Origin of the sequence: Pseudoalteromonas sp. Angola-30 (genome assembly GCF_028599215.1) — a bacterium.
GTDB classification, from domain to species: Bacteria; Pseudomonadota; Gammaproteobacteria; order Enterobacterales; family Alteromonadaceae; genus Pseudoalteromonas; species Pseudoalteromonas atlantica.
This window is the reverse complement of record NZ_JAQREI010000001.1, coordinates 364,127-390,516: the sequence shown is the minus strand read 5'-3', so window position 1 is coordinate 390,516 and position 26,390 is coordinate 364,127. Positions and strand designations below refer to the sequence as shown.

General features: G+C 40.8%; 22 protein-coding genes. 13 read left to right on the top strand and 9 right to left on the bottom strand.

Annotated elements, in window-relative coordinates; translation table 11 throughout:
- Positions 1-6: 6 nt before the first annotated feature.
- Entirely contained in the window at positions 7-1,728 is a 1,722-nt protein-coding gene (locus PSH54_RS01780) for a purine-cytosine permease family protein (protein ID WP_126009271.1), read from the bottom strand.
- 382 nt (positions 1,729-2,110) lie between these two features.
- Positions 2,111-2,782, bottom strand: a complete 672-nt coding sequence (locus PSH54_RS01775) for an HAD family hydrolase (protein WP_029772306.1) — start codon at positions 2,780-2,782, stop codon at positions 2,111-2,113.
- A gap of 373 nt (positions 2,783-3,155) precedes the next feature.
- Between PSH54_RS01775 and PSH54_RS01770 the strand changes: the two genes are divergently transcribed.
- Positions 3,156-4,694: a catalase gene (locus PSH54_RS01770; protein WP_273605318.1), complete on the top strand. Its 1,539-nt coding sequence runs from the start codon at positions 3,156-3,158 to the stop codon at positions 4,692-4,694.
- A gap of 67 nt (positions 4,695-4,761) precedes the next feature.
- Complete coding sequence (locus PSH54_RS01765) at positions 4,762-5,253, top strand: ankyrin repeat domain-containing protein (protein WP_248461834.1); 492 nt, start codon at positions 4,762-4,764, stop codon at positions 5,251-5,253.
- A gap of 54 nt (positions 5,254-5,307) precedes the next feature.
- On the opposite strand, the gene PSH54_RS01760 is transcribed toward PSH54_RS01765, so the two are convergent.
- Entirely contained in the window at positions 5,308-8,463 is a 3,156-nt protein-coding gene (locus PSH54_RS01760; RefSeq protein WP_273586972.1) for a M1 family aminopeptidase, read from the bottom strand.
- On the bottom strand, positions 8,457-9,320 hold the full coding sequence (locus PSH54_RS01755; RefSeq protein WP_264389727.1) for an ABC transporter ATP-binding protein: 864 nt from the start codon (positions 9,318-9,320) through the stop codon (positions 8,457-8,459). Before PSH54_RS01755 ends, PSH54_RS01760 begins: the two co-directional genes overlap by 7 nt.
- A 345-nt stretch (positions 9,321-9,665) precedes the next feature.
- On the opposite strand from PSH54_RS01755, the gene PSH54_RS01750 reads away from it, so the two are divergent.
- Positions 9,666-11,174, top strand: coding sequence for a sensor histidine kinase (locus PSH54_RS01750; protein WP_248461831.1), 1,509 nt, complete (start codon positions 9,666-9,668; stop codon positions 11,172-11,174).
- Positions 11,168-11,848 carry a LytR/AlgR family response regulator transcription factor gene (locus PSH54_RS01745; RefSeq protein WP_273605317.1) on the top strand — a complete coding sequence of 227 codons (681 nt, stop codon included), beginning with the start codon at positions 11,168-11,170 and terminating at the stop codon, positions 11,846-11,848. Before PSH54_RS01750 ends, PSH54_RS01745 begins: the two co-directional genes overlap by 7 nt.
- 113 nt (positions 11,849-11,961) lie before the next feature.
- Here PSH54_RS01745 and PSH54_RS01740 read toward each other — a convergent pair whose 3' ends face one another.
- Positions 11,962-12,912, bottom strand: a complete 951-nt coding sequence (locus PSH54_RS01740) for a TonB-dependent receptor (protein ID WP_273605316.1) — start codon at positions 12,910-12,912, stop codon at positions 11,962-11,964.
- 45 nt (positions 12,913-12,957) lie between these two features.
- Here PSH54_RS01740 and PSH54_RS01735 point away from each other — a divergent pair, with 45 nt between their 5' ends.
- Positions 12,958-13,122 carry a hypothetical protein gene (locus tag PSH54_RS01735; protein WP_273605315.1) on the top strand — a complete coding sequence of 55 codons (165 nt, stop codon included), beginning with the start codon at positions 12,958-12,960 and terminating at the stop codon, positions 13,120-13,122.
- 204 nt (positions 13,123-13,326) lie between these two features.
- A complete protein-coding gene (locus tag PSH54_RS01730; RefSeq protein WP_273605314.1) occupies positions 13,327-14,193 on the top strand; it encodes an alpha/beta hydrolase family protein in 867 nt (288 codons plus the stop codon).
- Between the two features lie 33 nt (positions 14,194-14,226).
- On the opposite strand, the gene yddG is transcribed toward PSH54_RS01730, so the two are convergent.
- On the bottom strand, positions 14,227-15,147 hold the full coding sequence (gene yddG / locus PSH54_RS01725; protein ID WP_054981719.1) for an aromatic amino acid DMT transporter YddG: 921 nt from the start codon (positions 15,145-15,147) through the stop codon (positions 14,227-14,229).
- 175 nt (positions 15,148-15,322) lie between these two features.
- On the opposite strand from yddG, the gene PSH54_RS01720 reads away from it, so the two are divergent.
- The 7 genes from PSH54_RS01720 to PSH54_RS01690 all read left to right on the top strand — a co-directional run bounded on the left by PSH54_RS01720 (position 15,323) and on the right by PSH54_RS01690 (position 22,943).
- Positions 15,323-15,976: a TetR/AcrR family transcriptional regulator gene (locus tag PSH54_RS01720; protein WP_024032802.1), complete on the top strand. Its 654-nt coding sequence runs from the start codon at positions 15,323-15,325 to the stop codon at positions 15,974-15,976.
- A gap of 3 nt (positions 15,977-15,979) precedes the next feature.
- Positions 15,980-16,462 carry a putative 4-hydroxy-4-methyl-2-oxoglutarate aldolase gene (locus tag PSH54_RS01715; protein WP_054981718.1) on the top strand — a complete coding sequence of 161 codons (483 nt, stop codon included), beginning with the start codon at positions 15,980-15,982 and terminating at the stop codon, positions 16,460-16,462.
- A gap of 346 nt (positions 16,463-16,808) precedes the next feature.
- Entirely contained in the window at positions 16,809-18,017 is a 1,209-nt protein-coding gene (locus PSH54_RS01710) for an amidase family protein (protein WP_273605313.1), read from the top strand.
- Complete coding sequence (locus PSH54_RS01705; RefSeq protein ID WP_273605312.1) at positions 18,014-19,588, top strand: gamma-glutamyltransferase family protein; 1,575 nt, start codon at positions 18,014-18,016, stop codon at positions 19,586-19,588. The genes PSH54_RS01710 and PSH54_RS01705 overlap by 4 nt, the downstream gene beginning before the upstream one ends.
- Complete coding sequence (locus PSH54_RS01700; protein ID WP_004587085.1) at positions 19,585-20,409, top strand: sulfite exporter TauE/SafE family protein; 825 nt, start codon at positions 19,585-19,587, stop codon at positions 20,407-20,409. Before PSH54_RS01705 ends, PSH54_RS01700 begins: the two co-directional genes overlap by 4 nt.
- A 3-nt stretch (positions 20,410-20,412) precedes the next feature.
- On the top strand, positions 20,413-21,642 hold the full coding sequence (locus PSH54_RS01695; protein ID WP_004587084.1) for a pyridoxal-phosphate-dependent aminotransferase family protein: 1,230 nt from the start codon (positions 20,413-20,415) through the stop codon (positions 21,640-21,642).
- Between the two features lie 14 nt (positions 21,643-21,656).
- On the top strand, positions 21,657-22,943 hold the full coding sequence (locus tag PSH54_RS01690; protein ID WP_273605311.1) for an allantoate amidohydrolase: 1,287 nt from the start codon (positions 21,657-21,659) through the stop codon (positions 22,941-22,943).
- 110 nt (positions 22,944-23,053) lie between these two features.
- Here PSH54_RS01690 and PSH54_RS01685 read toward each other — a convergent pair whose 3' ends face one another.
- The 3 genes from PSH54_RS01685 to PSH54_RS01675 all read right to left on the bottom strand — a co-directional run bounded on the left by PSH54_RS01685 (position 23,054) and on the right by PSH54_RS01675 (position 26,158).
- Entirely contained in the window at positions 23,054-23,614 is a 561-nt protein-coding gene (locus PSH54_RS01685; protein WP_164834669.1) for a YrbL family protein, read from the bottom strand.
- A 417-nt stretch (positions 23,615-24,031) separates the two neighbouring features.
- Positions 24,032-24,409: a hypothetical protein gene (locus PSH54_RS01680; RefSeq protein ID WP_273605310.1), complete on the bottom strand. Its 378-nt coding sequence runs from the start codon at positions 24,407-24,409 to the stop codon at positions 24,032-24,034.
- 210 nt (positions 24,410-24,619) lie between these two features.
- On the bottom strand, positions 24,620-26,158 hold the full coding sequence (locus tag PSH54_RS01675; RefSeq protein WP_273605309.1) for a glucan biosynthesis protein: 1,539 nt from the start codon (positions 26,156-26,158) through the stop codon (positions 24,620-24,622).
- Positions 26,159-26,390: the final 232 nt, after the last annotated feature.

The window sequence follows — 26,390 nt, the reverse complement described above, 5'->3', positions numbered from 1 at the left end:
TTTAAATTAAGATGCAGTATTGAGTGCTTTATGGCGCAATAGCGACCAGTAAGCGGTTGCAAAATAAATAATGGTGCAAATAAAACATGCAATTTCAAACTGAGATTTATTTCCTGCGTAAATGCTCATGCTGTCACTAAAAAACATTACTTGGCTGGCAAAGCCAAAAATAATAAGTAACGAAACAGTCGACACGCCATTTAACACTTTGGTTAGCATTGAGTTATCAGCAACTGGAGCTTGAACGTTTTCTGCCAGTCCTGCTTGGTACTCTTTAATGTCTTGCTGCTCTTGCTCTTCTGCTGCAATTTCTTTGCTGTAGTCTTCACCTGCGCCGTATTTTTTAGCCAGTAGCGTGTAAATAACAATGGTGAAAATCCAAGTAGGAATAAATAAGTAGTAAAACGACATTACATCAATCGCATTTAAACCAAAGCCAAACACAAGTGCTAATGCCCAAGAGGCAATGGCTGGTACGCTACGTGTAATGTTTTTGTATTTAGCCCAGTAACGGGTTAAACCAATTTTAGGAAATAAAACATGCTCGGCAAATACAATGCCGCCTACAGGTACTACTAATAAGCCTGCGTAAGTTAAAAGCGGTAACATTTGCGAAAATACAAACGGGAAACACGCAATTATAACGGTTACAACACCGACAATTGCGGTAGTGCGCTCGCGCGATTGGTCAACAAAAATAGATTGTGCTGCAAGGCCTGCGCGGTAAAGGTTGGCGTTAGCTGTAGTCCAGCCCGCAATAATTACAATAACAAAGCCTGTCCAGCCTAATGCGTGGTAAGCAACGTCACCTGGGTCAAGCGATGAAATAGTGGTTTTAAGTAATACCGCAACACCCGCGCCCATAATACCGGCCGAGATCCACGCTAAGTAATGGCCAAAAAACATACCTACGCCAGAAAACAAACCGTAGCTTTTACGTTTGGCAAATCTAAAAATTGCCATATCAATTAAGCCAAAGTGGGTAATAGAGTTTGCAGCCCATGCAAAACCAATAACCTCTAATAAGCCAATACCTTTTTCGCCATCAGCGGTGGTACCGGTCCAAATAGAAGAATCCCCTATCGCCATAAAGTCATCAAACCCAGTTAGCGTGGTTACTCCTAATACATGATTAGAAAGCTCAGGGAACAAGGCAAACGAACCCGCTATAAAAATAACAAATAACCATGGCGCACAAATTTTAGAAAAATCAGCAACGGTTGAAAAACCATACATAGCCACAAATACAACAATAGAGCCAACCGATAATACAATGGCCACAAATGCTAAGCTGTTAGGGTACCAATCGAGTTGCGCAGGTATATCAAACAAAAACCGCACTGCGGTTGCCGATACCGTGATCATGGCGGCGGATATCACACTAAATATGACCACGTTTGCCCAGTTATAGAGCTTGGTCATTGAGTTACCCGCAATTTTATTTAGGTAGTTGTATAAACTTAAGCGTGTTTCTACCGCAATTGGAGAGGTAATTAACCACCACGAACACATAGCTAATAGGTTACCAATTAATAAACCTAATAGAATGTCGATGGTCGATGCGCCTAATGCAACAAAGGTTGCACCAATAACAAACTCGGTTGCAGCAACGTGTTCACCAGCGTATAAACCGGCAAAGTGCTTCCAACCATGAAGCTTATGATTAGCAACGGGCAATTGCTCTTCGTTAACATCGTTAAATGTTTGTGTGTGTGGACTTGATGCCATGGTATTTTCCTATTGTTTTAAGCACAGCCCTAACTAACCTGAACTCTGGATAATAAATCTATCTCAAGCAGCTATTTCCAGTGCTAACTACGTTAAATTTACTTGCAATAGGCTAGCTATTGACGCGTAATTTCGCCTTGTTTTCACTGTAAATCTCTGGCTAGAGAAAATAAACATAGATATCACTTTTGATTTAATATGTTAGTAAATCTCTTAACCAAAGTTCAGGTTAACTATTAATTTAAATAAGTGTTTTTTATTTAAATTAATAGTGAGTAAATCACCGTGCCTTTTTATAATGCTACTACTATAACTAATTAATAATTAATGCATTTTTACGTTAAGCTTTGTCAGTGTCATAAAGCTCAACGTTGATATTCTATTACTGTGTTTGTAATGTTGGGTACTGCTTATAAAAGTCATCCCAATGCGTTAAATGCGCTACCTCTGGGTAAGCTTGGTGAACAAAGTTCACTGCATCTTGCATATGCCCACCCCCGCTGTAATGCAAAACCTGCATATTGGCGGCAAGTGCGGCGCACACGCCGGCTTTTGAATCTTCAATCACTAAACAATTTTGTGGCTTTACGCCCATTTGCTCAGCGGCATGTAAAAATAAATCGGGCGCTGGTTTACCATTTTTTACCTCACTTGAGGTAAATACCTTATTAAAGTGCTGCGATAAATTAACCACATTAAGCGCTTTAGCGGTGCGTTTAGGGCTACTGCTTGTTGCAATACAGCAAGGTACAGATAATTGCTCTAGCACGTGTTTAATGCCGTTAGTTGGCATTAATGCAGTTTCGAACTCGTTTAATAGTGCTTCTCGGTAATCGGCTTCAAAGCTCTCAGCTAAGGTCACGTTAAAGGTATCGAATAAGTTTTGGGTGACTGTTTTAAAATTACAGCCCAAAAAATATTGTTGTACATAGGCTCGGTCAATATTAACGCCAATCTCTGCAAGCATGTTTATTAACACTTGCGCGCTTAATATTTCGCTATCTATAACAACGCCATCACAATCAAAAATAACTAATTCTATTTTAGTATTCATATTGCCCCTTTTTATGCACCTAGTTTGGTGCAACCTTAACTTGAGCATAAGCCCAGCAAGTGAGCATATTCTCTTTATTGTTATAATAAGTCAACATCTTGTTAGTGAAAAACGCACCACAGTGGTGAATATTTATTCATTAAATATGAAATTGTCTGTATTTTCATTGATTTCAAAATTGCAATTACGACTAAGGTCGAACATTGCAAAACTGCTATTTAGAAAATAAAAGGCAGCACACAAACAGCAATCTAAATTTGTGATTACTCCAATCTAAACAATCAATTTTACCGAACCCACTTTTGTTAATACACTCGTTAACAGTTAAACAGCCAGCAACACTGCCGGCACTTTTATACAGATGAGGTCGACAATGAATACTCAAAAAAACACGATTAATAATAAATCTACGTTAACGCTAAGCGCATTAGCTTTAGCAATGGCATTACCTGCAAGTGCCGCAACTACCCTTACTAAAGACAACGGCGCAGCTGTTGGCGACAACCAAAACTCTATTACCGCAGGTGAGCGCGGAAGTGTATTACTTGAAGACGTACACCTAATTCAAAAGCTACAACGTTTTGCACGTGAGCGTATTCCTGAGCGTGTAGTGCATGCGCGTGGTACAGGTGCACACGGTGTGTTTGTAGCGTCTAAAGAATTAGATGACTTAACAATTGCTGCACCGTTTGCAGAAGCGGGCAAAGAAACTGACGTATTTGTACGTTTTTCATCAGTAATTCACTCAAAAGGTAGCCCAGAAACACTACGTGACCCACGTGGTTTTGCTACTAAGTTTTACACCGACCAAGGTAACTGGGATTTAGTAGGTAACAACTTACCGGTATTCTTTATTCGCGATGCGATTAAATTTCCAGACATGGTTCACTCGTTAAAGCCATCACCGGTAGATAACATTCAAGATCCTAACCGCTTTTTTGACTTTTTCTCATACGAGCCAGGTTCTACTCACATGTTAACGTGGGTATACAGCGACTACGGTACACCAGCAAGCCTACGTAAAATGGACGGCTGGGGCGTACATGCTTACAAAATGATTAATAAGTCAGGCGATGTTAAATACGTTAAGTTTCATTGGGTAAGCCAACAAGGTATAGACAACCTTGATGCTAAAGAAGTAAACGAAGTGCAAGGTAAAGACTTCCAACACTTAACACGCGACCTATACAGCGAGATTGGTAAAGGCAACTTCCCTAAGTGGGATCTATACATTAAAACCCTTGAACCGTCGCAGTTAGATGACTTTGACTACAACCCATTAGATGCAACAAAAATGTGGTTAGACGTTAAAGAAACTAAAGTAGGCACCATGACCCTAAACCGTATGCCAACTAACTTCTTCCAATCTACAGAACAAGTTGCAATGGCACCGGCAAATGTAATTCCGGGTATTGAGCCATCTGAAGACAGACTATTACAAGGGCGTGTTTTCTCTTACGCCGATACGCAAATGTACCGCTTAGGTGCTAACCACCAACAATTGCCAATTAACCGTGCAAAAGTTGAAGTGGTTAACTACAACCAAGACGGCGCAATGAACTACGGTAATACAACAAGTAACGTGAACTACCAACCAAGTCACGAAAACGTTGCAGAAAACCCAATTGCACGCAGAAGTAACACAGAGCTTAAAGGCTACGTACAACAAGCAGCAATTAAAAAGCAGCAAAACTTTGCTCAAGCGGGTGTACTTTACCGCAGCTTTAGCAAGCAAGAGCGCACTAACTTAGTTAACAACTTAGCCGGCGATTTAGGCAAAGTGAAAGACAGCAAAGTTATGCACAAAATGCTTAGCCACTTCTACAAAGCAGATAGCGAATACGGTACACGCTTAACTAACGCTGTAAACGGCGACATGAAACAAGTTAAGCAACTAGCCGCTAAGCTTTAATATTTTACCCAACCTGTAAGTTATTGAGGAAAGCCTAGCTTTCCTCTTTTTTAAAAAGGTAAACAGTATGCGTAAATTACTTATTATATTTACTTTAGTGATGAGCTTTTCAAGCTTTGCCAATGAGCCACAAAGCCCTGTAACGGAACAAAGCACCGCCCAGTCGCAATACGACAGCTTACTTGCTTATTACTTTGCAGCCGCACGCACCGACGACACCGCCGTAATAACGCAATTTGTTGATGCTGGCATTCCTATTAATAGTTACAACAACAAAGGTTACACCGCGCTAATGATTGCGACCTACCACGGCAATAAAAATACGGTAAACACCTTATTGCAATTAGGCGCTAATGCCTGCCTTGAAGACAACCGCGGTAACACAGCCCTAATGGCCGCCATATTTAGAGGTGAATTTAGTATAGCTAAAACACTTGTTAGCCTTGATTGCGACAACGCACATCAAAACAAAGCCGGCCAAACAGCCGAGCAATTTGCACAAAAATTTGGCCAACAAAAAGTACTCGACTTATTAGCACAGGTAAATAATGAAAAATAGATTCAAATGAGAAGCCTTACTCAATGGGCTTTCATTTACCTTAAATACTTTTACTTATTCTAATAAAAGTTTATTTATTAATGCTTCATGCTCTATCCCTGCTTCAAATTTTAAAGCGCGTATAAAGTCCATAGAGTTAGCAGGCCTATTTGGGTAACTATTATTTTTCCAGATCGACCTGAGCGCGCGAATAATAGGTTTATCACCAATAACAGCTCGTAACTTGGCAAAGACAATGGTTGATCGAGAATATTGATTGAAACCTTGTGTAGCATCAACCAAGGCTAACTTTTCCTTTATACTCATTAAAGCACTTTGCTGATAACGTGATGTTTCATACTCTACAAGCGCTTGCATGGCCTTTTTCCCATAACGTTGCTCTATAACAACAAGCTCAATGTACTTTGCTAAAGACTCCACTAAAAAAGCGCTATCTGCAAATACTCCATTACCAATATCATGCCCAAACCATTGATGCGCAGTTTCGTGAACTGCACGGCGATAACGTTGATCAAAGCCTGCATTAGCACTTGGCTTTGATCTAAAACCAACACTGTCTTCAATAAGTATAAGCTGCGGCAGTGCATAACCTGTTACACCAAGCCTAGGCGAGCCTATTAAACTTAATTGTTTTGCTCTATAAGGGCTTATCTTATTAAGCCATTTTATTGTATCGCCCATTGCGCTAAGGTTTACAGCTATAGAATCTGCTCGTGCAGGCTCATTTTTGTCTTTAGCAAACACGTTTAACATCACGCCATTTTGCTGCTTGGTAACAGGGGAGTAAGGCACCGTCACCCAAGCTGGGATTGCATTTATGGGTGTACGAGTCTCAAAATGAAATATTTCGCGGTCATCTTTGCTGGTACGTGATATTTCTTCTCCTTGGGTTATAACCTGATAACCACTTGTTGTACTCACTTTACTAGACATAGTAAGCCACTGGTAATGAGTACTTGCTTTCGCCGTTTTAGCAAATAGCTTCGTGGGTCTAATAGACTGCTTCACTTTAAGTGCGTGTTGCTGCCGAAGTATAGGATCGGTTAATTCATAATTATCTTGATAGCCAACAGTGGGCAATAAAGGCACTGATCTCATATAGCTAAATTCAGGGGTTATTATCTGATGGCCTCTCACTGGCCAAAGCTTAGCTTGATGAAAATCGAACCGTGTAACTAGTTTACGTATTTCTCCTGGCTGCATTTCATTCTCTAACTTAAACACAGCTTGATTAAGCAAGGGAAAGCTTTTAGCCCTTTGCGCGCCATCGATTTCAATATTAGCCCATTTATAAAAACCTGCACGCCCAATTAATACCTCTTTAATAGACTCTTGATGAGTGTTTTTTAAAGTATATATTAAGGAAAAATGAGCCTGCTGCTTTTGTGGGTAAAAGTCTACATTTGCATCAATGTGAACAATTCTTGGCTGTGCTACATTGCGCCATTGTGAAAAAGACTTTTCGTACTGTGCTTTAAAAGCCTCACGCTTATGTGAGTTGGTTAAAGGCTTCTCTTCAACTAGTCTTAAATGCAATTGAGTAAATAATGCCACAGTGATAAGCAGAGGAATGAATAACCAAAAATGTTTAACCCCCAATACTCTTCGGCTCAACCCAGTACCTCGGTGATTAAAAACTCCCGTAATTATAACTAGACTTATACACGCCACTAACCAAACTGATATATAAGGCCAATAACTACTCATACTTGCACGATAACCCCAAAAGTTATCTGGTGCTTGCAAAGGCGTCCAACCAACACTCCACAATGTATGTGTAAGACCAAAATAAGTCATTATTGGTGTGAATTTGATTAGTAAAATAGCACCAATTAGCAAACCGGCAATAAGCTGCGAACGACATAAATCAAATACGCACAAAAATACACATGCAATGATGGTAAGAGGAATAAACATCAAAAATAAAATGCTCAAATGTGCTTCCAATTGATATGCACTGTGTAAAAACCACTGAGCTGCACTTGCACCTAACAAGCTCATTGATAAAAAAACCAATATCATCGTACCTAATACGAATAACTGACTGATTATAAAGTAATATGTTTTAAGGGGGGTGGCAGCAATTAGCTCTGCTATATTATAGTATTTGGCGAAACAGCTTACTTGCCAGCTCCACAAAGCCAACAATAAAGTCCCAATTAAAAGTTGCATATCAAATGCATAATAGCTAATCGCATCTAGACTTGTGGTGCTCATAACACTCATTGGTTCAACATACCCTGACGACGAAGCAACACTGTTAAAAACCATCACTGGCCAAATAAGAATAATCAGTAACGTTATAGGATGTGAAACCAAATTAACCAGTGTAATTTTATATAAACTGGCCATCATCAAAAATGGTTTTTGTGTGACCCTAGCTGTTGTATATTCAGCGGGTTCTAACATGTTATGACGAATGTATTCGTTAGTACTTTGACCTTTATTAGCTTTTTTATTCTTTAAAATTGTATTTTGATTAAGAGTAACCAAAAAAATACCAACAGCGAGCAAACTCACGACAACGCGATTGATGGCAAACGAAGCTCCTAATGAATTAGTTAAACTGTTTATTACACCTGTGTATGCAAAAGGGTCAAGCCAAATAAATAATGTATAAAAGCTATTGCTTATAATACTGCTTCCAGCAAGCATTGGGTTTCCGGTAATACTTGCAAGCACTATATAGCCTACCCACAGCACTGCAAAAAAAACATAATTAGGTAATGAAGTTGCTGATTTATGGCAAATATAAAAAGCAATCACAACTAACAAGCAGCTATTAGGTAACAATACTAAAAAGCTACTAAATAAAGTAAAAGAAGCCGTATTTGGTATATAGCCTAATTGCCTTATATGCATGAACGCCATTATTAAAATAGCGCTTAAGCTGATAATGAAAACCAAGCAAATCAGTATGCATACCCTTGCTAAACTGCGCTTAAATAAGCTAGTTTGCGTAACGTAAATAAGCTCCTGCATAGACGCGTGTTGATCTCGTAAAAATATAACGGGTGCCAATACTCCCACAAGCATAGGTAACTGCATCATTTGTAGCATTGTAATATTTAACTTAAATTGTTTTAACGAATCAACCTCAACCGTTGCAAGCCCATATGACAACATAATCGCAAATATTAAAGGGATAATTATACAAAGCCAAACAAGTGGTTGGCGCACTGCATATCGCCACTCATTAAAAATCAACATGTTTGATTTCCTTTATTGAGTGAATAAAAGTACTTGTCTTGAAGCGTGGCGGGCGAGTTTATCGCATTTTGTGCAGGCGCCGTATCTGCATAAACACGAAATGAAGATCTTCCATAGCGATGGCTCTTACTTAATACATGCTGATTTGGTATGCCGGTAGGTAGGCTTTCAAGCTGCCATATCTTACCGTCTAAAGTAGTTAGTAACTCTTTTACGTCTCCGCTTTGTATAAGTGCTCCTTTGTCTATAATGGCTGCGTAGTGACATAAACTTTCTATATCTTCAACAATATGGGTCGATAACAGTATCAATCTGTTTTGGCTTATACTTACAAGCAAATTATTTAGACTTTCTCGTTCCATTGGATCAAGTCCTGCGGTGGGTTCATCCATAATAATTAGCTTTGGGTCTCCTAATAAAGCCTGAGCTACGCCAAAACGTTGCTTCATTCCTCCCGAAAAATTAACAAGCTTCTTATTAGCAAACTGAGTCAAATTAGTCAGTTCAAGTAAACTATTAATTTGGTTTTTACGTGTATTACCATCTATACCTTTTAACACTGCGATATGCTCAAGTAACGCTCGACAACTCATATTGGGATATACGCCAAAATATTGTGGTAGATAACCTAGTTGCGAACGAAGTGCACCTGGTTGGCTAATCACATCAAGGCCATTAAAATTAATGTATCCGGAGTCTGCATTTTGTAAACACGCAATTGTGCGCATAAGGGTTGATTTACCCGCGCCATTTGGCCCAAGTAGTCCTACCATACCGGCGGGCAGAGTGATCGTCACATCATTCAAAGCTTGCGTACCATCTACGTATTTTTTGTTGATATTTTTCAATGTAAGCATTAGTTTCATCCTTAGTTGATATAACACCAGCTTAAGAAATCAAGTTGAAACAAGCGAACATGTAATGGTTAACGCATTGAAATAAATGATGAAAACGAAAAAGTGACGTTGATCATTTAAATATGTACTTTCATCATAAAAATAAGAAGCCTAGGCATACTTGGAATATTCATTAACAACATGAAATAAAACAATTATTTTGAATTAATAATTACGATTTAAATGATTTTATCGATAAACTTATGCGCTTAGCGTAGTGAATTATGTAAAGGTAATGTTTACAATAAAAAGACAACTTTATCCCAGCCTAACTGCTCACTAATTATAATAAAAATGGAGTTATATATGCAGCAAGCCAATACACCAATATGGCAACGCTTTAGCATTACCCAACTTATAATCTATTTACCGCTAATGGCTGCTATTTTGCTCGAATCTCACATACGCTTTTTGTCCTCAAATATGGAGTCAATTGGCCAATACCTGACTATTAATACTCAACTTTTTCTACAGTGCATTCCCTTATTTATTGCCCATGCATTTGCGTATCGCTTATTGCTTACACCCGCAATCATAGCTTGGTTGTTAGGATTTTTAGCCTACCCATCTCTCCTACTGATTTTAAATATCCAGCTTTTTAACTTTGCTCAGTGGCAATTTATTAATGAACAATGTTGGGCAATGTGCGCATCTGCAAGTGGTATATGGCTTATCACTAGACGCACTAATAGAAATCACAATGTGTTGAGTAAAAAATGGCTTAAATCTTTGTTATCACTTGATAGCGTTGTGTGTATAGTACTTTTAGGTTGGGCAATAATTACAGCTAGCATACTTAATACCCATATTAATCCCATGTTAAATCAGCCTATTGAGCCCATTATTGACGTGCATAAAATATTTACACAATTTGATATTTTTTTGGGCTATCTTTGGCAAATTACTTTTTCTGTAGGATTAGTCTATGGCGTGTATTTAATAAACCGATACTTATTAATACGTTATGTATTAACGTATCATGGAGTATTGATGTTTCTGTTTGCAAATTTAATCAGCCTCGCTGTACTTACACCTGTTTTAATATCCTGTGTGCTACTGTTACCAATTAATGATTTACCTGTAGGCATTGCTAACCTAACTCCAGGCGGTAATAATAATATTTTTAGCCCCGAAAACTATCAGTTTGTATTTTTATTTTTGGCTATAAGCACCCCCATTATTTTAGCGTTTGAACGACAGCAACAACACGTGCAAATTAGTAATATTGCTCAACAACAAACAAAAACAGAACTAAAACTACTTCAACAGCAAATTAACCCTCATTTTTTATTTAATACATTAAACAACCTCTATGCGCTGACATTAAAAAAAGCAGATAATGCACCAGGCTTAGTTATGGAATTAGCTAATTTACTACGTTACAGTGTTTATGAAGGTCAAAAAACACAAGTGAGTTTAGAAAAAGAAATCAATTACTTAAAGGGTTTTATTGCCTTACACAATATACGAAACACTGATCGCTGTCACTTTGATGTGCAATGGCCTGAATACCAACAACACTATTTAATTTCTCCACTACTGTTAATAATGATTTTAGAAAATGCGATAAAGCATGGTGTGGAGCCCACATCACAAAAAGTAACGGTTGTGTTTAAAATCACCATGGCCAATAACATACTTACGCTATTCTCCTCTAACCCTATTCTAACTAATAACAATTTAGAACACGGCGTAGGGCTTAACAATTTACGCCGCAGGCTAACTCTTTTATATCCTAATAAGCACACATTAATTATTGATAAAAATAACACCCTTTGGCAAACCACACTTAAACTGGAGCTGACTGCATGCTAAACACAATAATTGTTGATGACGAGCCGCTCGCTCATGAAGTGTTACTGCATCATTTAAGTGCTCATAAAGATATTAATATAATCGGGCAATACCTTAACGCTAAAGATGCATTATGTGCTTTAGCCACATCATCTATTGATTTGTTATTTTTAGACATAAACATGCCAGAGATATCAGGCATTGCATTACTAAAAGTGCTCGCAAACCGACCTCAAGTCGTTATTATTAGTGCATATCAAGAATATGCTTTAGCTGGTTTTGAACTTGATGTAACTGACTACCTACTTAAACCAGTATCAGCGCAACGCCTAGACCGAGCATTAAATAAAGTACGGCAAAACAGAAAACTTATAACGCTAAATTCCAATGCACCATTAACTATTACGCTTAAAATCGACCGTGAAAAACATAAAATTCATTTAAGCGAAATAGACATGTTTGAGGCTTATGGAAATTATGTAAAGGTATGGCAAGGTGAAAAAGCATTACTTGCAAGCAGTACTCTCAAATACATAGCACAGGAACTTGATACTTCATTTATTCAAGTCCACAAATCTTACGTTATTAACAAGCACAAAGTGGTCACGTTAAGTAATGAAAGCATTCAACTTTCATCAGGCGTATCAGTTAAAATTGGCAAGTCATACAAACAACTAGTTCGTGATATTATCTAATATTAGCCTGTTTAAGGCTCCCTCTTTTATTGTAAAACCCTAATATCATAGGGCTTCAAATTATTATACCAAAAGAGTAAGTTATACTTTGCGGTGCATTATTTAAGAGACACTTAAAAGCGATACGTTACAGACGCACCAAGCGTTTGAGGGTTAACAACAGCCACATAGCCTGTTGGGTAACGCCCGCTTGCAGGTTCTACCGATGTATATTCCTCTTCATCAAACGCGTTGTTAATATAAGCGCTCATTAACCAATGCTCACTATCGTAACTAATTGTGGCACGTGTAATTGTGTAACCACCGGCAATACGCTCTTGTGTATTAGTTAAATCACCATAATATTCATCCATATAATTAGCACTTACATTAACTTTTAAGCTATCAGTAAACCAATGCGACAACCCTAAGCTAGCTGTAAGCTCTGGTGCAGAGTTAAGCTCGTTGCCAACTGCATCGCTGTACGTGGCCGATTCATCTATTTTAGTTTTAAGTAACCCAAGCCCTGCATGGAGTTGCCTTTGCTCACCTAACATACTGTATGCTTCAAGCTCTAAACCATAGCTATGAGCATCATCAATATTAGTGATTTTTCTATCTGAACTTAACGCTTGATACCCACCAAAGTTATTATAAAAAATGTTCGCACTAATATTAATATCACCATTATGAAGTACACTGCGCGAGCCTAGCTCGTAGGTGTTTACTGATTCTTGGTCGTAGTAGTAATACTCTTGTGCGGTAAAATCTAACGCGCCGCCACCCGAGTTATAACCTCTACGGGCGCTGGCCGATAACGTTGTTTCATCTGTAATTTTGTATTGAATCGCTAATGTAGGTAATTTTATAGTGTTAGAGTCATCTAATTGCTCAACTAACCTACTGCCCCCAAAAGCCATATCAAAATTACGAAGCTGCTCTTCGCGCTCTATTTTAAGCCCTGCGGTGAGCGTAAATGCTTTAGTTAACTTAAAGCTTGTTTCTGAATAAATTGCTTTTGAGTCACTGCTGTCGTCACCAAAATAATCTGTTGCGCCTACACCTTTAAAAAAGGGACTCAGCACGCAAGTTATTGGGGATTAGTTAGCCTTGCAGGTTTGTGCTTTTGCATGGCGGGCTCTACCCTATTACAAGCCTTGTTAACAGAGCACTATTTTAAATATTATCAAAGTATTACTGTTGATTTTAGTGCGGTAGTATTTGCACTTATATTTTACTTTAGTGCCAAAAAAGTAAAAGCAAAATCTGCTCACAATACAAGTACGCCAGTATAGCTTTACAACGGGGTTTAAGCTAACAAATTAAACCCCTTTTACTGCTTTGCCCCTTTACAAAACGTCAGCGCTAAACACGATACAAACCGGTATATCGCCCCCTGGTAATTAAGTTTTGGTTTAAGCTGTTATTCTATTCTTGATTAAGCTGGTCTAACCAGCTACCATTTTTAAATTGAGCATTTAAAAAAGCAATAATAAGTAATGAACACAAACGCTTCAAAGCACGTCACTATAACCTGTAACGACAGGCAAACTCTAAGCGCACACCTATTTACACCCACCAGCGCTATTAAAGGTGCGGTGATGATTGCCCCTGCAACCGGTATAAAGCAGCAGTTTTATGCAAACTTTGCTACTTACTTACAGCAACATGGCTTTGGCGTTATTACGTTTGATAACAGTGGCATTGGCCAATCACTTAACCGTAGTATTAAAAAAAGCAAAGCCAGTTTACAAAGTTGGGGTGAGCAAGACATGCCTGCGGTACTTGAGCATTTGCAAAGGGTATTTCCTGATACGCAGTATCATTTAGTGGGTCATAGCGCCGGCGGGCAATTAGTGGGGCTAATGCATAACGCTAACGAGCTAAGCTCCGCGTTTAATTTTGCTTGCTCGTCAGGTAAATTAACTAATATGAGCTTAGCGTACCAGGTTAAAGCGCACTTTTTTATGAATGGGGTTATTCCTCTTAGTAATGCCTTGTTTGGTCATACTAAATCGCAGTGGTTTGGCATGGGCGAGCCACTACCTAAAGGCGTAGCTAAACAATGGCGCAAATGGTGTAACGCCCAAGGGTATGTACAATCAGCATTTGGTGATACCGTATTTCAACACTGTTACAACACACTTTCTATGCCCTCAATATGGGTTAATGCTACCGATGACGATATTGCTAACAATGCAAACGTTGCCGATATGCTCTCGGTTTTTCCTAAATTAAAAGCACAAACCCTAACCTTAAACCCACACGACTATGGTTTGAAGGAAATTGGCCATATGAAATTTTTTAGCAAAAAATCTGACGGATTATGGCCACTTGCGCTTAATTGGCTAAACAAGCACAGTTAAAAAAGGATGCGTTTACTCCGTAAATTTGCACCGTTAATTTACGGCGTTAATTTGCTTTTTAACTGGTTTTTCACGCGTTACGAAATAGCATACGAGTGAGCCGCCAGTTACCATTATTACTCCTTGCCAAAACGAGGCACTAAGGGTAATTGATAAATAAAGCGCCGAAATAATCGCCGAAAAAACTGGCGTAAAATACGAAAGCGTACCAAGCAACATTAAGTTACCGCCAATAATAGCTTGGTTCCAAAGAGCATACCCGCTGCCAACAACCACACCAGCTAGCACAAGCGTTACGGTCGCGTGCAGTGTAAAGGTCATTTTTGGCTCGTCACTTAATCCATACAACACCCATAAGCTTAGTGCCGTGGCGATAAAAAACAGCACAATGGCATTTTGCCCATTGCTATTTTTTTGAGTAATTACACAGTAAACAGACCAAATAAAAGGTGCTACAAACGCCAACAAGTAGGCTATTGGGTTACTGGCAAAATTGCCCATAATACTATTAAGTGATAACCCACTATCGCCACCAACGCACCAAGCCACACCAAAAAAAGCAAGCAGCATACCGGGGTAAATCCAAACACTTACCTTACTACGGTTAACTATAATACTGAGCAAAATGGTAAGTGTGGGCCATAAATAATTTATAACCGCCATTTCTACCGCTTGGTGGCGATTATTAGCAAGCCCTACAAACAGCGCTAAACACACCTCGTAAAGTGCAAATAAAGCAGTACCCCAAATAATATAGCGCTTATTAAACCCAGCAAACTTAGGCCGCCCCATTACCAAAATTAAAAACAGCGCGCTTACACTGTACATGAGTGCCGCCCCTCCTATGGGGCCAAATAACTCCGAAACATCCCTGAGCAGAGCCACTAAACAACTCCATAATAAAATAGCGGCAATGCCATAAAGCGTGTATTTATGATTAGAAAAAAAGTCCATTAACTACCTAAAAGTACTACTTACGTTTGACGTTACGCTAACAGTAATTAGTGGGTTAAACAATTGTTGCTCATCATTTATTGTTATAAAGATGTTTTTGGCCTGCACTTAAGTGTTTGACCTTTTGGTCAGTAAAGTTACAATCATTCAACACGTTAAAAACAGCATCGCCATAATGAGCACACAAACAAAGCCAAATAAAAAAGAACTCACCCGAGTAAAAAACCAAACATTAATACTCGATGCCGCCGAGCAATTGTTTTCTCAGCTTGGTTACGATGGCACCAGTATGAGTATGGTTGCCAAAGAAGCAGGCGTTCCTAAGGCCAATATTTTATATTATTTTAAAAGCAAAGACGGCCTATACGAAAACGTAATAGACCGCATTATTGCACACTGGAACTTAGGCTTAGATAACGTAACCCCTGAGGACGACCCTGCGCATGTGTTGTATCACTATATTAAAAGCAAAGTCATACTTGCAGTAAACCAGCCGCTGCAATCACGTTTATTTGCCAGTGAAATACTGCGCGGCGCTCCTTATTTGCAAAACTACTTTAGAACCAACACACGCCCGTGGGTAAAACAAAAGGTAGACGTGTTTCAGGCCTGGATAGATGCAAACAAAATGGATAATGTTGACCCTTACCATTTATTATTTACCATTTGGTCAACTACGCAGTACTACGCCGATTTTCAGGCCGAAGTGCTACTGGTAATGAACAAGTTAGAATACGACGAAACCGATGTGGCACAAATAACGCAATCAACTGCCCACATAATTTTAAAAGGTATTGGTTTAAAAATACCTGAGCACAGTGAGGCTTAACCCATGGATAACTTTACCACCCCAGACTTATTTGACGATCACCGCAATAGCGTACAAGTAGCCGACAGCGGCCTGCGCCACTTTGGTAAAAAAACCACATTTAGTGGCCAAGCAGTTACCGTTACCTGCCCAGACGATAACTCGTTTGCCGCCGACATACTGCATGAAAACGGCAAGGGTAAAGTACTGGTTATTGATGGCTTTGCTAGCAAACGCTTTGCTTTTATAGGCGATATTATGGCGGAGCGCGCGTTAAAAAATGGCTGGGAAGGCGTGATTATTAACGGCTGTTGCCGCGACATTGAAATACTTGCCACTATGGATTTACCGGTTATGGCACTTGGCTCTACCCCGCGCAGTACATTAAAGCGTGGCTTTGGAGATAAAAATCAAACAGTGACCATGCTTAGTACCACAATTAACCCTAACGATTGGCTATACGCCGATGTAAATGGCTTAATTATTAGCCCTAACGCATTACTATAAACGCCACACTTGCAACCAAGTTGGTGCAATCACGCACCAACTTGGTGTGTTTTCACCTCTAAATTACACCTTCTTTAATACTTATATTTTTATAAATATCTGCTAAACCCCATACAAACCAAACAAAACCTGACCGAGCGGACAACTTTATTGCATTTGGCATTGCTTTTGCTTAGCTTTTAGGCAATATAATAGCTAACCGATTAAAAAGCGGATCAGGCTCTGTAAAATAAAAATAAGATGTTACGCAGTGGGCTGAAAAATAATAATAACTAATTCGTCTTTTTAATCACTCTAAATCTGATTATAACCAGTTGGTCAGATTTACTTTATAACGAGTGGTGATATGAGTACCAAAACACATAATAATTTTACCGGTATTTTTTGTGACCATGGCCCTAACGCATGGCAAACACAAACCCACGGCAAACTTGTAAATAAGCGCCTTGCAGTAAAAGATGTATTTGCTATTAAAGGCGAGCGCAACAGTGCTGGTAACCCAAGCTGGTTTAAAACAGCAAAACCTGCACAGCAAACAGCAAGTGCCGTAAATAAACTAATGAATGAGGGTTGTCGCTTTACAGGCTTTACCCATACCGATGAGCTGGCCTACAGCTTAGAGGGCAATAACATTCACTATGGTGCAGCACAAAACCCAAAACTTAAAGGCCATGCAAGTGGCGGCTCAAGTATGGGCTCGGCAGCAGCTGTAGCGGCTAACTTAGCCGATATTGGCTTAGGCACTGATACTGGTGGCTCTATTAGAATACCGGCAAGTTATTGTGGCTTATTTGGCATAAGGCCAAGCCATAACGTAATTGAAAAAGATGGCCTAATACCGCTAGCGCCCCCATTTGATACCATTGGCTGGCTTACGAAAAATGCAGAGCTGCTAAGCGATGTAGGCAATGTACTGTTACCAAATCAAGCTATTAATAACGTTGATACTTTAGTTATTTGCGAGCCATTATTTGAGCTGGTTGACCCTGCATTACAAGCCCCACTTAAACAACTGCTTGAAAAAACCAAACCTTATTTTAAACACCATAAAGAATTTGAACTGCCTAACAGCAGCTTATTAAGCGAACTGGCTGACAGCTTTAGAATACTGCAAGGGCGAGCAATCGCAAAAACGCATAAAGATTGGCTTCAATTGCCTGGGCAACTTCCCCAGTTTGCTCCGGCAATTGCGGCACGTTTTAACATGGCGCTTGCTCTAACCGCCCAAGAAGAACAAGAAGCACTAAATGTACAAACCCAATGGCAAACACTAATCGCTAAAAACCTAAACACAAACAGTTGTTTATTTTTGCCAACCACACCCACAACTGCACCTAAATTGGGCGCCGACACAAGCGCCTTACGTATGCAAATAATCACCTTATCGGCCATTGCGGGCTTGAGCCGCTCGGCGCAAGTACACTTACCATTGGCTAATTTAGAAAATAGCCACCCGTATGGGTTTTCATTAATGATGAGCCACGGCAACGATAAAAGCCTACTTGCCTGCGTACAACAATTAGCTGCCCACTTTAAACAGGACATACTTGCATGAGCACACACAACATTGCCTTTACTGCCCCGCATTTTGCAGCAACCGAGGCAGGCACTTTAATACTAAAACAAGGCGGTACAGCCACCGAAGCCATGGTAGCGGCAGCCGCTGCGATTAGCGTGGTATATCCGCATATGAACTCAATTGGCGGCGACAGTTTTTGGCTTATTGATAACCCAAACCAAAGTATACCCACTGCCATTGATGCCTGCGGGCGCGCACCAAACGATATAAGCGCCTATAGCAATGAGCCACACATACCAGAGCGCGGCGGTTTAAGCGCGCTTACTCAGGCTGCAACACTTCGCGGCTGGCAAAAAGCCCTTGCGGTAGATGAGCACGCTGCTCTTTCGCTAAGTACTATTTTAGCCCCAGCCATAAAGCTCGCGCGCGATGGCTTTACAGTATCTAAAAGCTTGCAAGCAGGCTGCGAAAAGCTTGCCACCGCTTCAAACACTAACGCTGCCTTTAAAGAACTTTACATACCTAATGGTAAACCGTTGCAAGCGGGCCAACATTTTAAAAACCCAAAACTTGCCAATACCTTTGAGCACATAGCCGAGCATGGCTTAAACGCCTTTTACCAAGGGCCTTTAGCAGAGTCGTTTGCAAACGATTTAGCTGCCGCAGGCAGTGCAATTACACGCGCTGATATTGCCAATACGCAGGCCGATTTAGTAACGCCGCTCAGTGCTAATTTATCGGGCATACAGTGTTATAACTTACCCGCCCCCACACAAGGCGTACATTCTCTGCAAATAATTGGCGCTGTTAATAAACTAAAACATTTAGCCAAAACAGAGGCCGATTGGATGCACTTAATTGTTGAGGCAACCAAACAAAGCTTTACTCACCGCCCTACACTTTGGGCCGACCCAGACGCGCTTGGCGATGATTATAAAAACGCATTAACTGATGAGCGCTTAAGTGCGCTTGCCAGCAATATAGATATGAGCCAAGCCAAGCAATGGCCATTTAATGCAGAGCCAGGCGATACCGTTTGGATGGCCGCACGGGATAAAAACGGCCAACTAGTAAGCTTTATTCAAAGTGTTTACTGGGAATTTGGCAGCGGCATTTTGATGAGCGAAGGCGGCTTTGTGTGGAATAACCGCGGTTTAAGTTTTAGTTTAAATAGCAACGATGCCAATGCCTTAAAAGCGCATAAGAAACCGGCTCATACACTCAACCCTGCTTTAGCAAAATTTGACGATGGTAGGCGCCTTGCCTACGGCACCATGGGCGGCGAAGGCCAACCACAAACACAAGCTGCAGTATTTAGTGGGTACGCATGGCGAAATAAATCAATTACCCAAGCAGTAAGCGATCCGCGTTGGTTACTAGGGCGCACCTGGGGCGATACAAGCACAAATTTAAAGGTAGAGCAAAGCTTAGTAATTCAAGTTAAACATGAATTAAATCAACGTGACCACGACTGGGTAAGCGTTGATAATAACAATGAAATGATGGGTCATGCAGGTGCCATTTTAGATACGCCTACCAGCCTTGAAGCAGCCACCGATCCTCGTTCAGATGGTCGCGCAACAGTAACTACAGCAGGAACACAATGACAGAAATAATAAATCAATGGCCGATTATAGCGGCCTTAATAGCAACCGGTATTTTTGCAGGTATTTTAGCAGGCCTATTTGGTGTAGGCGGCGGCATAGTAATTGTGCCTGTGCTGTACTTTTTACTGCAAGGCTTTGGCGTAAGCCCTGAGTCGGCCATGATGATAGCCACGGCTACATCGCTTGCCACCATAGTGCCTACTTCTATTTCGTCTATTCGCTCGCACCATGCAAAAGGCAATATCGACCTTGCTTTAATTAAATACTGGGCCCCATTTATTTTGGTAATGGCCGTTATATGTAGCTATTTAGCTCATTCTATACGCGGTAATGCGTTGGTACTTATGTTTGCCTGTATTGCCATTTTAGTAAGTTTAAACATGTTATTTAGAGCCGGCGCGCCTGCCCTAGTTAGTAAATTACCAGGTAAATTTGGCCAAGGCATTATGGCAAGTATTGTCGGTGGTTTATCGGTAATGATTGGCATAGGTGGCGGCACTATTGGCGTACCCATGCTAAACGCGTTTAACGTACGTGCTCATGTTGCCGTTGGCACCGCTGCTGTATTTGGCTTATTAATCGCGTTACCGGGCGTTATTACTTTATTAAGTATTGGTACTACACCCACCGATGCGCCGCTTGGCACGTGGGGCCTTGTAAACCTACCTGCTTTTATACTTATTATTCCGCTTACTATTTTGTTTGCCCCTATTGGCGTAAAAATTGGTAGCAAGCTAGATCAAAAACAATTAAAACGCGCCTTTGCCGTTGTATTAATGATAACGGGCATTCGTATGCTTATTCAGACTCTGGGAGCCTAAAACATGTTTAGCGACACGCAAATTCAAACTTTAAATCCGCCACAGCGATTACTCATGGGCCCAGGCCCAATAAACGCAGATCCACGCGTGCTACGTGCTATGTCGGCGCAGCTAATTGGCCAATACGACCCAGTAATGACCGGTTTTATGAACGAAACCATGGCCCGCTATCGCGAAATTTTTAAAACCAAAAACGAATGGACCATGTTAGTTGATGGTACATCGCGCGCAGGCATAGAAGCCGTTTTATGCTCTATTTTACGCCCAGGCGATAAAGTACTGGTGCCCATTATGGGCCGCTTTGGCCACTTGCTTGCTGAAATAGCCGAGCGCGTAGGCGCAAAAGTACACACCATAGAAGTCCCGTGGGGCGAGGTATTTACCCCCGAACAAATAGAAAAAGCCATTGTTGATGTAAAACCCCATGTACTTGCTATGGTACAGGGCGATACCTCTACAACTATGAACCAACCCCTTGAACACATTGGCGATATTTGCCAAAAGCACGACGTATTATTTTACTGCGATGCCACCGCATCAATTGTAGGTAACGATTTACCCGCCGATGAGTGGAAACTCGATGCGCTTTCGGTTGGTTTGCAAAAATGTTTAGGTGGCCCGTCTGGCTCTGCCCCATTAACACTGAGCGATAAATGCGCCGATTGGATCCAAAAACGCAAAAAAGTAGAAGCGGGTATTCGTACCGCGCAGCATACCGACGGCACCGAGCCATTTGTACGCTCAAACTACTTTGATTTAGGCATGATCATGAATTACTGGGGTGAAGAGCGCCTTAACCACCACACCGAAGCCACCAGTATGCTGTATTGCGCATCAGAATGTGCTCGCATTGTTATTGAAGAAGGCGTAGATAACTGCGTTGCCCGCCACAAGTTACACGGCGATGCCATGCTAACGGGTATTCAAGCGCTGGGCTTAAACGTATTTGGCGACTTAAACCATAAAATGAACAACGTAGTGGGTGTTTATATACCCGAGGGCATTAATGCTGACCACGTACGCGGACAAATGCTAACCGACTTTGGTATTGAAATTGGCACCTCGTTTGGCCCGCTGCATGGCAAAATTTGGCGTATTGGCACCATGGGTTACAACGCCCGTAAAGATGCCGTATTACAAACATTGGCAAGCCTAGATGCCTGCTTACACGCCAATGGTTACAAAGGCCCTAAAGGCGAAGCCGCTATTGCCGCCCTTGCCCATTATAAATAAAAAAAGGATTTAGCATGAAGATTGCAAGCCCCCTCCATGAGCCATTATTAAACAGTGAGCTGGCTAATAAATTTGCCGCGCGCGCGTTATTGCGCTGTAAAACGCTCAGTGGCCTATCGCAAATGCAAGGTGGCATTCACCGTGTGTATTTATCTAAAGAGCACAAAGAGTGTAACCGTGTAACTGCCGCGTGGATGGCTGAGGCGGGCATGCAATCGTGGCAGGACGAAGTCGGCAATTTATGGGGGCGCTTAGCATCATCTAATCCAAACGCTAAACGTTTAATTATTGGCTCACACCTAGACACCGTACCAAACGCCGGTGCATTTGATGGTATTTTAGGGGTATTACTAGGTATTGAAGTAGCCGCCCTTGCACACACGCTTAAGCTTGATTTACCATTTCATTTAGATGTAGTGGGCTTTTGTGATGAAGAAGGCACTCGCTTTGCCACCACGTTAATTGGCTCAAAAGCACTGGCGAACGAGTTTGACCCCCAGTGGTTAAATATACAAGATACAAACGGCATTAGTATGCGCCAAGCCATGCTTGATTTTGGCCTAACCCCTGATGATTACGCTAAAGCCGCCCTTAACAAAAACGAATTACTCGGTTATTGGGAAACCCACATAGAGCAAGGCCCAGTACTTGAATCGGTAAACCAGGCGCTAGGCGTAGTAACCGCTATTGCTGGCGCCAAACGCGCTATGATCACCCTAACAGGCCAAAGCGGCCATGCAGGCACTACACCAATGAACTTACGCCAAGATTCGTTAGTTGGCTGCGCCGAGCTTACCCTTGCCATAGAGCAGCTAGCAAAAAACGCGAGTAATGGTGAAGTCGCCACCGTAGGGCAAATTCATGCTCGCCCAGGCGCTACAAATGTTATTGCCGGTAAAACGACTATAAGCCTAGATGCACGCGCACAAAATGATGCCGACCTAGCAGTATTACTTAATGCAATACATACCCGCGCCGATCAAATTGCAACATCGCGTAATTTAACGCTTGATTGGCAATGGACACATGCGGCCGACGCCGTAGCGTGCGACACTCAAATTCAGCAATTGTTTAGCAGTGCCTGTAAATTGAATAACCAAGCATCACCTTCACTTGCCTCTGGCGCTGGGCACGATGCCATGGCTATTGCCCCTATTTGCCCAGTGGGCATGCTATTTATACGCAGCCCTGGCGGGATAAGTCATCACCCCGCAGAAGCTGTTATTGATGAGGATGTAACAAAAGCCCTTAGCGTAATGTACAGCGCACTCATGCTGTATGTAAAAGAGTTAGAAAAGTAACTAACGGTTATTAAGCGCAGGGTAGGCTATGTGCTGTTAGCTTAGCCCTGCGTATTAAACTGGGCTGTGGTTATTAATTAAAGCCAGTATTTAAAGTCGGAGTTTAAAACTTAATTAAGGCTTAAGCCAAGCTCATTTAAACTCGCTTCAAAGCGCTGCCATTTTCTATTTATTTTACGCTTAGCCGATGAGCTCACGTAATTACTAATAGGAAAAAACTCAGTATTACCAATATCATCAACAACAACACACCGCTCAATGGTGCCGTTATTATTAACACACGCTATGTTGCGTGGTTTTATTTCTTTGGTGATCACTAAATTGTGTAATAAATAATCTTTTAAATTTAATAGTGGCTCGGCTAAGGCTTCACTATTTGGCTGATTTAAATAATATTCTAGCGTTTTAGCCGGCTGATTATTTGCATCAATTACTAGGTCAAACACGTACCCTGTGCCAATATTGGTGTGTACCGTACCATGGTATCGCGCTAACAACTGCCACTGAATATTTCGGTTACTAAGTCGCTTATAATAAGCCAGCTCTTGATCTTGCTCCTGCGAAAACCCTTCATGGCTTACTTTTATACATAAATTATGTGCCTCAGGGTGCCTGTAACACGTTCTATGCGCCCCTTTACCTACAATTAAATCGTCGTTCAATGAGATCAAACCAATTTTCGTCCTAACGTAAATTTACAAATACCAATTCGCTTAATTAAGTAACCTATTTTGAGGATTGGTATAAAACGAGGTAAATAACACGCCTTAAAATTGCACGCTTAGTATTTACATCTATTAATGCAGCTTTTATTACTATGTCAGTAATAAAGTAGGTACATTCGTTAAATAAGCCGGCCATTTTAACTATAAATTAGGGTTTATCAAGGTAAATTAGCTACAGTTTGGATGTATTAGAAGCTAAGGTAGATTTGCTTTTGTATTATTATTAAAACGAATATCAGGCTATTGAGATAAGGAAGAAGAACAAAAAATTTAGATTTGTTCGCGGTAGTTAACCAAGTCTTACAAATAAATTTTTAGATAGTAGAAGCCCCGTTTTTACTATCTAAATACGCCGGTATATAGCTAAACCGACTTTGTATATTTGTATTCGCATGATACAACAGCTGCACATAAGCCACTAAAAGCTAAAATAAAAACTGCAGAAACTGCAGAAACTGCACCCCAAATTGACATTATCATCACAGGTAAACCGGCATTTGGTGCAGACATAACTATTCCATTCCCTAAATCTTTAGGTGCGCCAAGGTTAGAAAAAACGCCAAATAAACCAATGCAAATAGCTATAAAAAACAGTATGTAACTCAAAAACCCAAGTACTCTAGAAGCGATAAGCAGGCCCTTAAGGTTTTCTGTTTTAATTGTTGGGTATGGGTAAAGTTTCATATATATCCTTAATTTAATTACTTTTATTATTTTTCTGAGCGAATGTTCATTATTCACACAAGCAAACTTAAAAACAAGTAGGAGCAACTTAAAATAGCTAAATTCACCAAGTAGTTAGCCAAGCATATTAAATTTATAACTAAGTATTAGATGTATATTGAAATAAGAGAATTGCTTTAGCTAACCTTCGCTAAAAACATTTATTTTGCAGTTATTCGGGTGGCTACATAAAACTAATTATAGAGCCACCCGCTTTAATTTTTATAGTTACTCAATCGTTACCTTTGCATCACTTACCCATGTTTCGGTTATCGCCTCCTCGTTTTTATCAACCAAATACGCGCGTATGCTTACGGGGTCGTTATTGCTCTGTTTGTAGTCAAATGCTAATCGCCATTGGTTGGTCCCCACTATTGGGTAAGCACCAATTGGCTCAAGTATTTCGCCGTTACTGGCTTCAACAATAGGCTTTATGCCGCTTTCTCTATCTAGGCCTTTAAATACTGGGCCTTCAAAATCAATCACCATTTTGTTTACGCCCTCAGGAATAGGCTGGCCAGGAATTCCGCCCTGTCCTTGGCGAGTATTAACAACACTTGCTAGGTTTTTTGATTTTGGATCGAGTGGACGCCACTCAATATCATAAGAAAAGGTAAACTCATCGCCTTTACGTACCTCTTTTTCAGGCACCCAATAGGCAACAATGTTATCAAACGTTTCATCTTTAGTTGGGATTTCAATTAGCTGCACAGCGCCTCTCCCCCAATCACCCGTAGGCTTGATCCACGCTGATGAGCGCTTATTGTAAAACACGCCGTCGTCTTGGTAGTTATTAAAGTCACGGTCTCTTTGGATTAAACCAAAGCCTTTAGGGTTCTCATCAATAAAGCTATTTGTCGACACAGACTGCGGATTATTTAACGGTCGCCAAATATACTGGCCCGACCCAGTATGAATAGCTAAGCCATCGCTGTCGTGAATTTCTGGGCGCCAGTCTTTCGCTACCGTTTTATCTTTTTCTGAGTACCAATACATACTGGTTAGCGGCGCTATACCTAAGCGCTCTACATCGGCGCGCATATACAAATTAGCACTTACAGAGGTAACATGCCCTTTGGCCTCTTTGTTGTCTTTACTTAAACCAAACCGATAAGCACCTGTAATAGAGGGCCCCTCAAGCAATGCCCACACAGACATGCTCTCACCTTTATTTTCTGCAGGGCCTAACCAAAATGCCGAAAAGCGTGGAAATTCTTCTGGCTCACTCATACCGGTATTAATTGCAATACCGCGAGCCGACAACCCATATTGCCCCTGAGGGCCATCAGTTCTAAAATAAGACGCCCCCAAAAACGATATCCAATCTGGCTTTATATCGGGGCGCATAATTCTAAAGCCTGCAAACCCAAACCCTTCTGGCAGGTCGTGGGCTGGGCTATCGTCAGGCATATCAAAAAGCGCATTATTAAAAGGCAGTTCTTTAACGTTGTTTTTATCATCTCTGATGAAAATACTTACCGGCTCAGGAAAATATCGCCCAGGGTAAAATAATTGCACCGGTGCCTTTTCGCCATTTGGGTAGAGGGTTTCATCTTCTTTAAAGCGTATTTTCCAATGTTCGTCATAGGTAATTTTATCAATAAGCTCAGGGGCTGGCACTTCCACAGGCGTATAAGGCTTTTTGGCAGAGGCTTTTGCCATTGCTTTTAAATCTTCAAAAGTAAACTTAGCACTTGTTTGTGCTTGCGCCGCGTGTAACGACACAGAGGAGGCAATAATAGCGGCAATAAATAACTTTAACTTCATAAAAAGTATCTCTAATAAAGGGAGTCTAAAAATAAGCGCCCAGTACGAACGCCTAACTTAAAATGCTTGTAAAGATATTACACACCGCAATATGAACTCGCGTTTACTAAAATAACGTTATTTGGCTTAGTTAATTTGTTTTTGGGGCGGCGATTTTGATGATATCGCTGAAGTGAAAATAAGTGGGGATAGCGCAATTTATTATTAGATCCCTAGTATTCAAATTGATAGG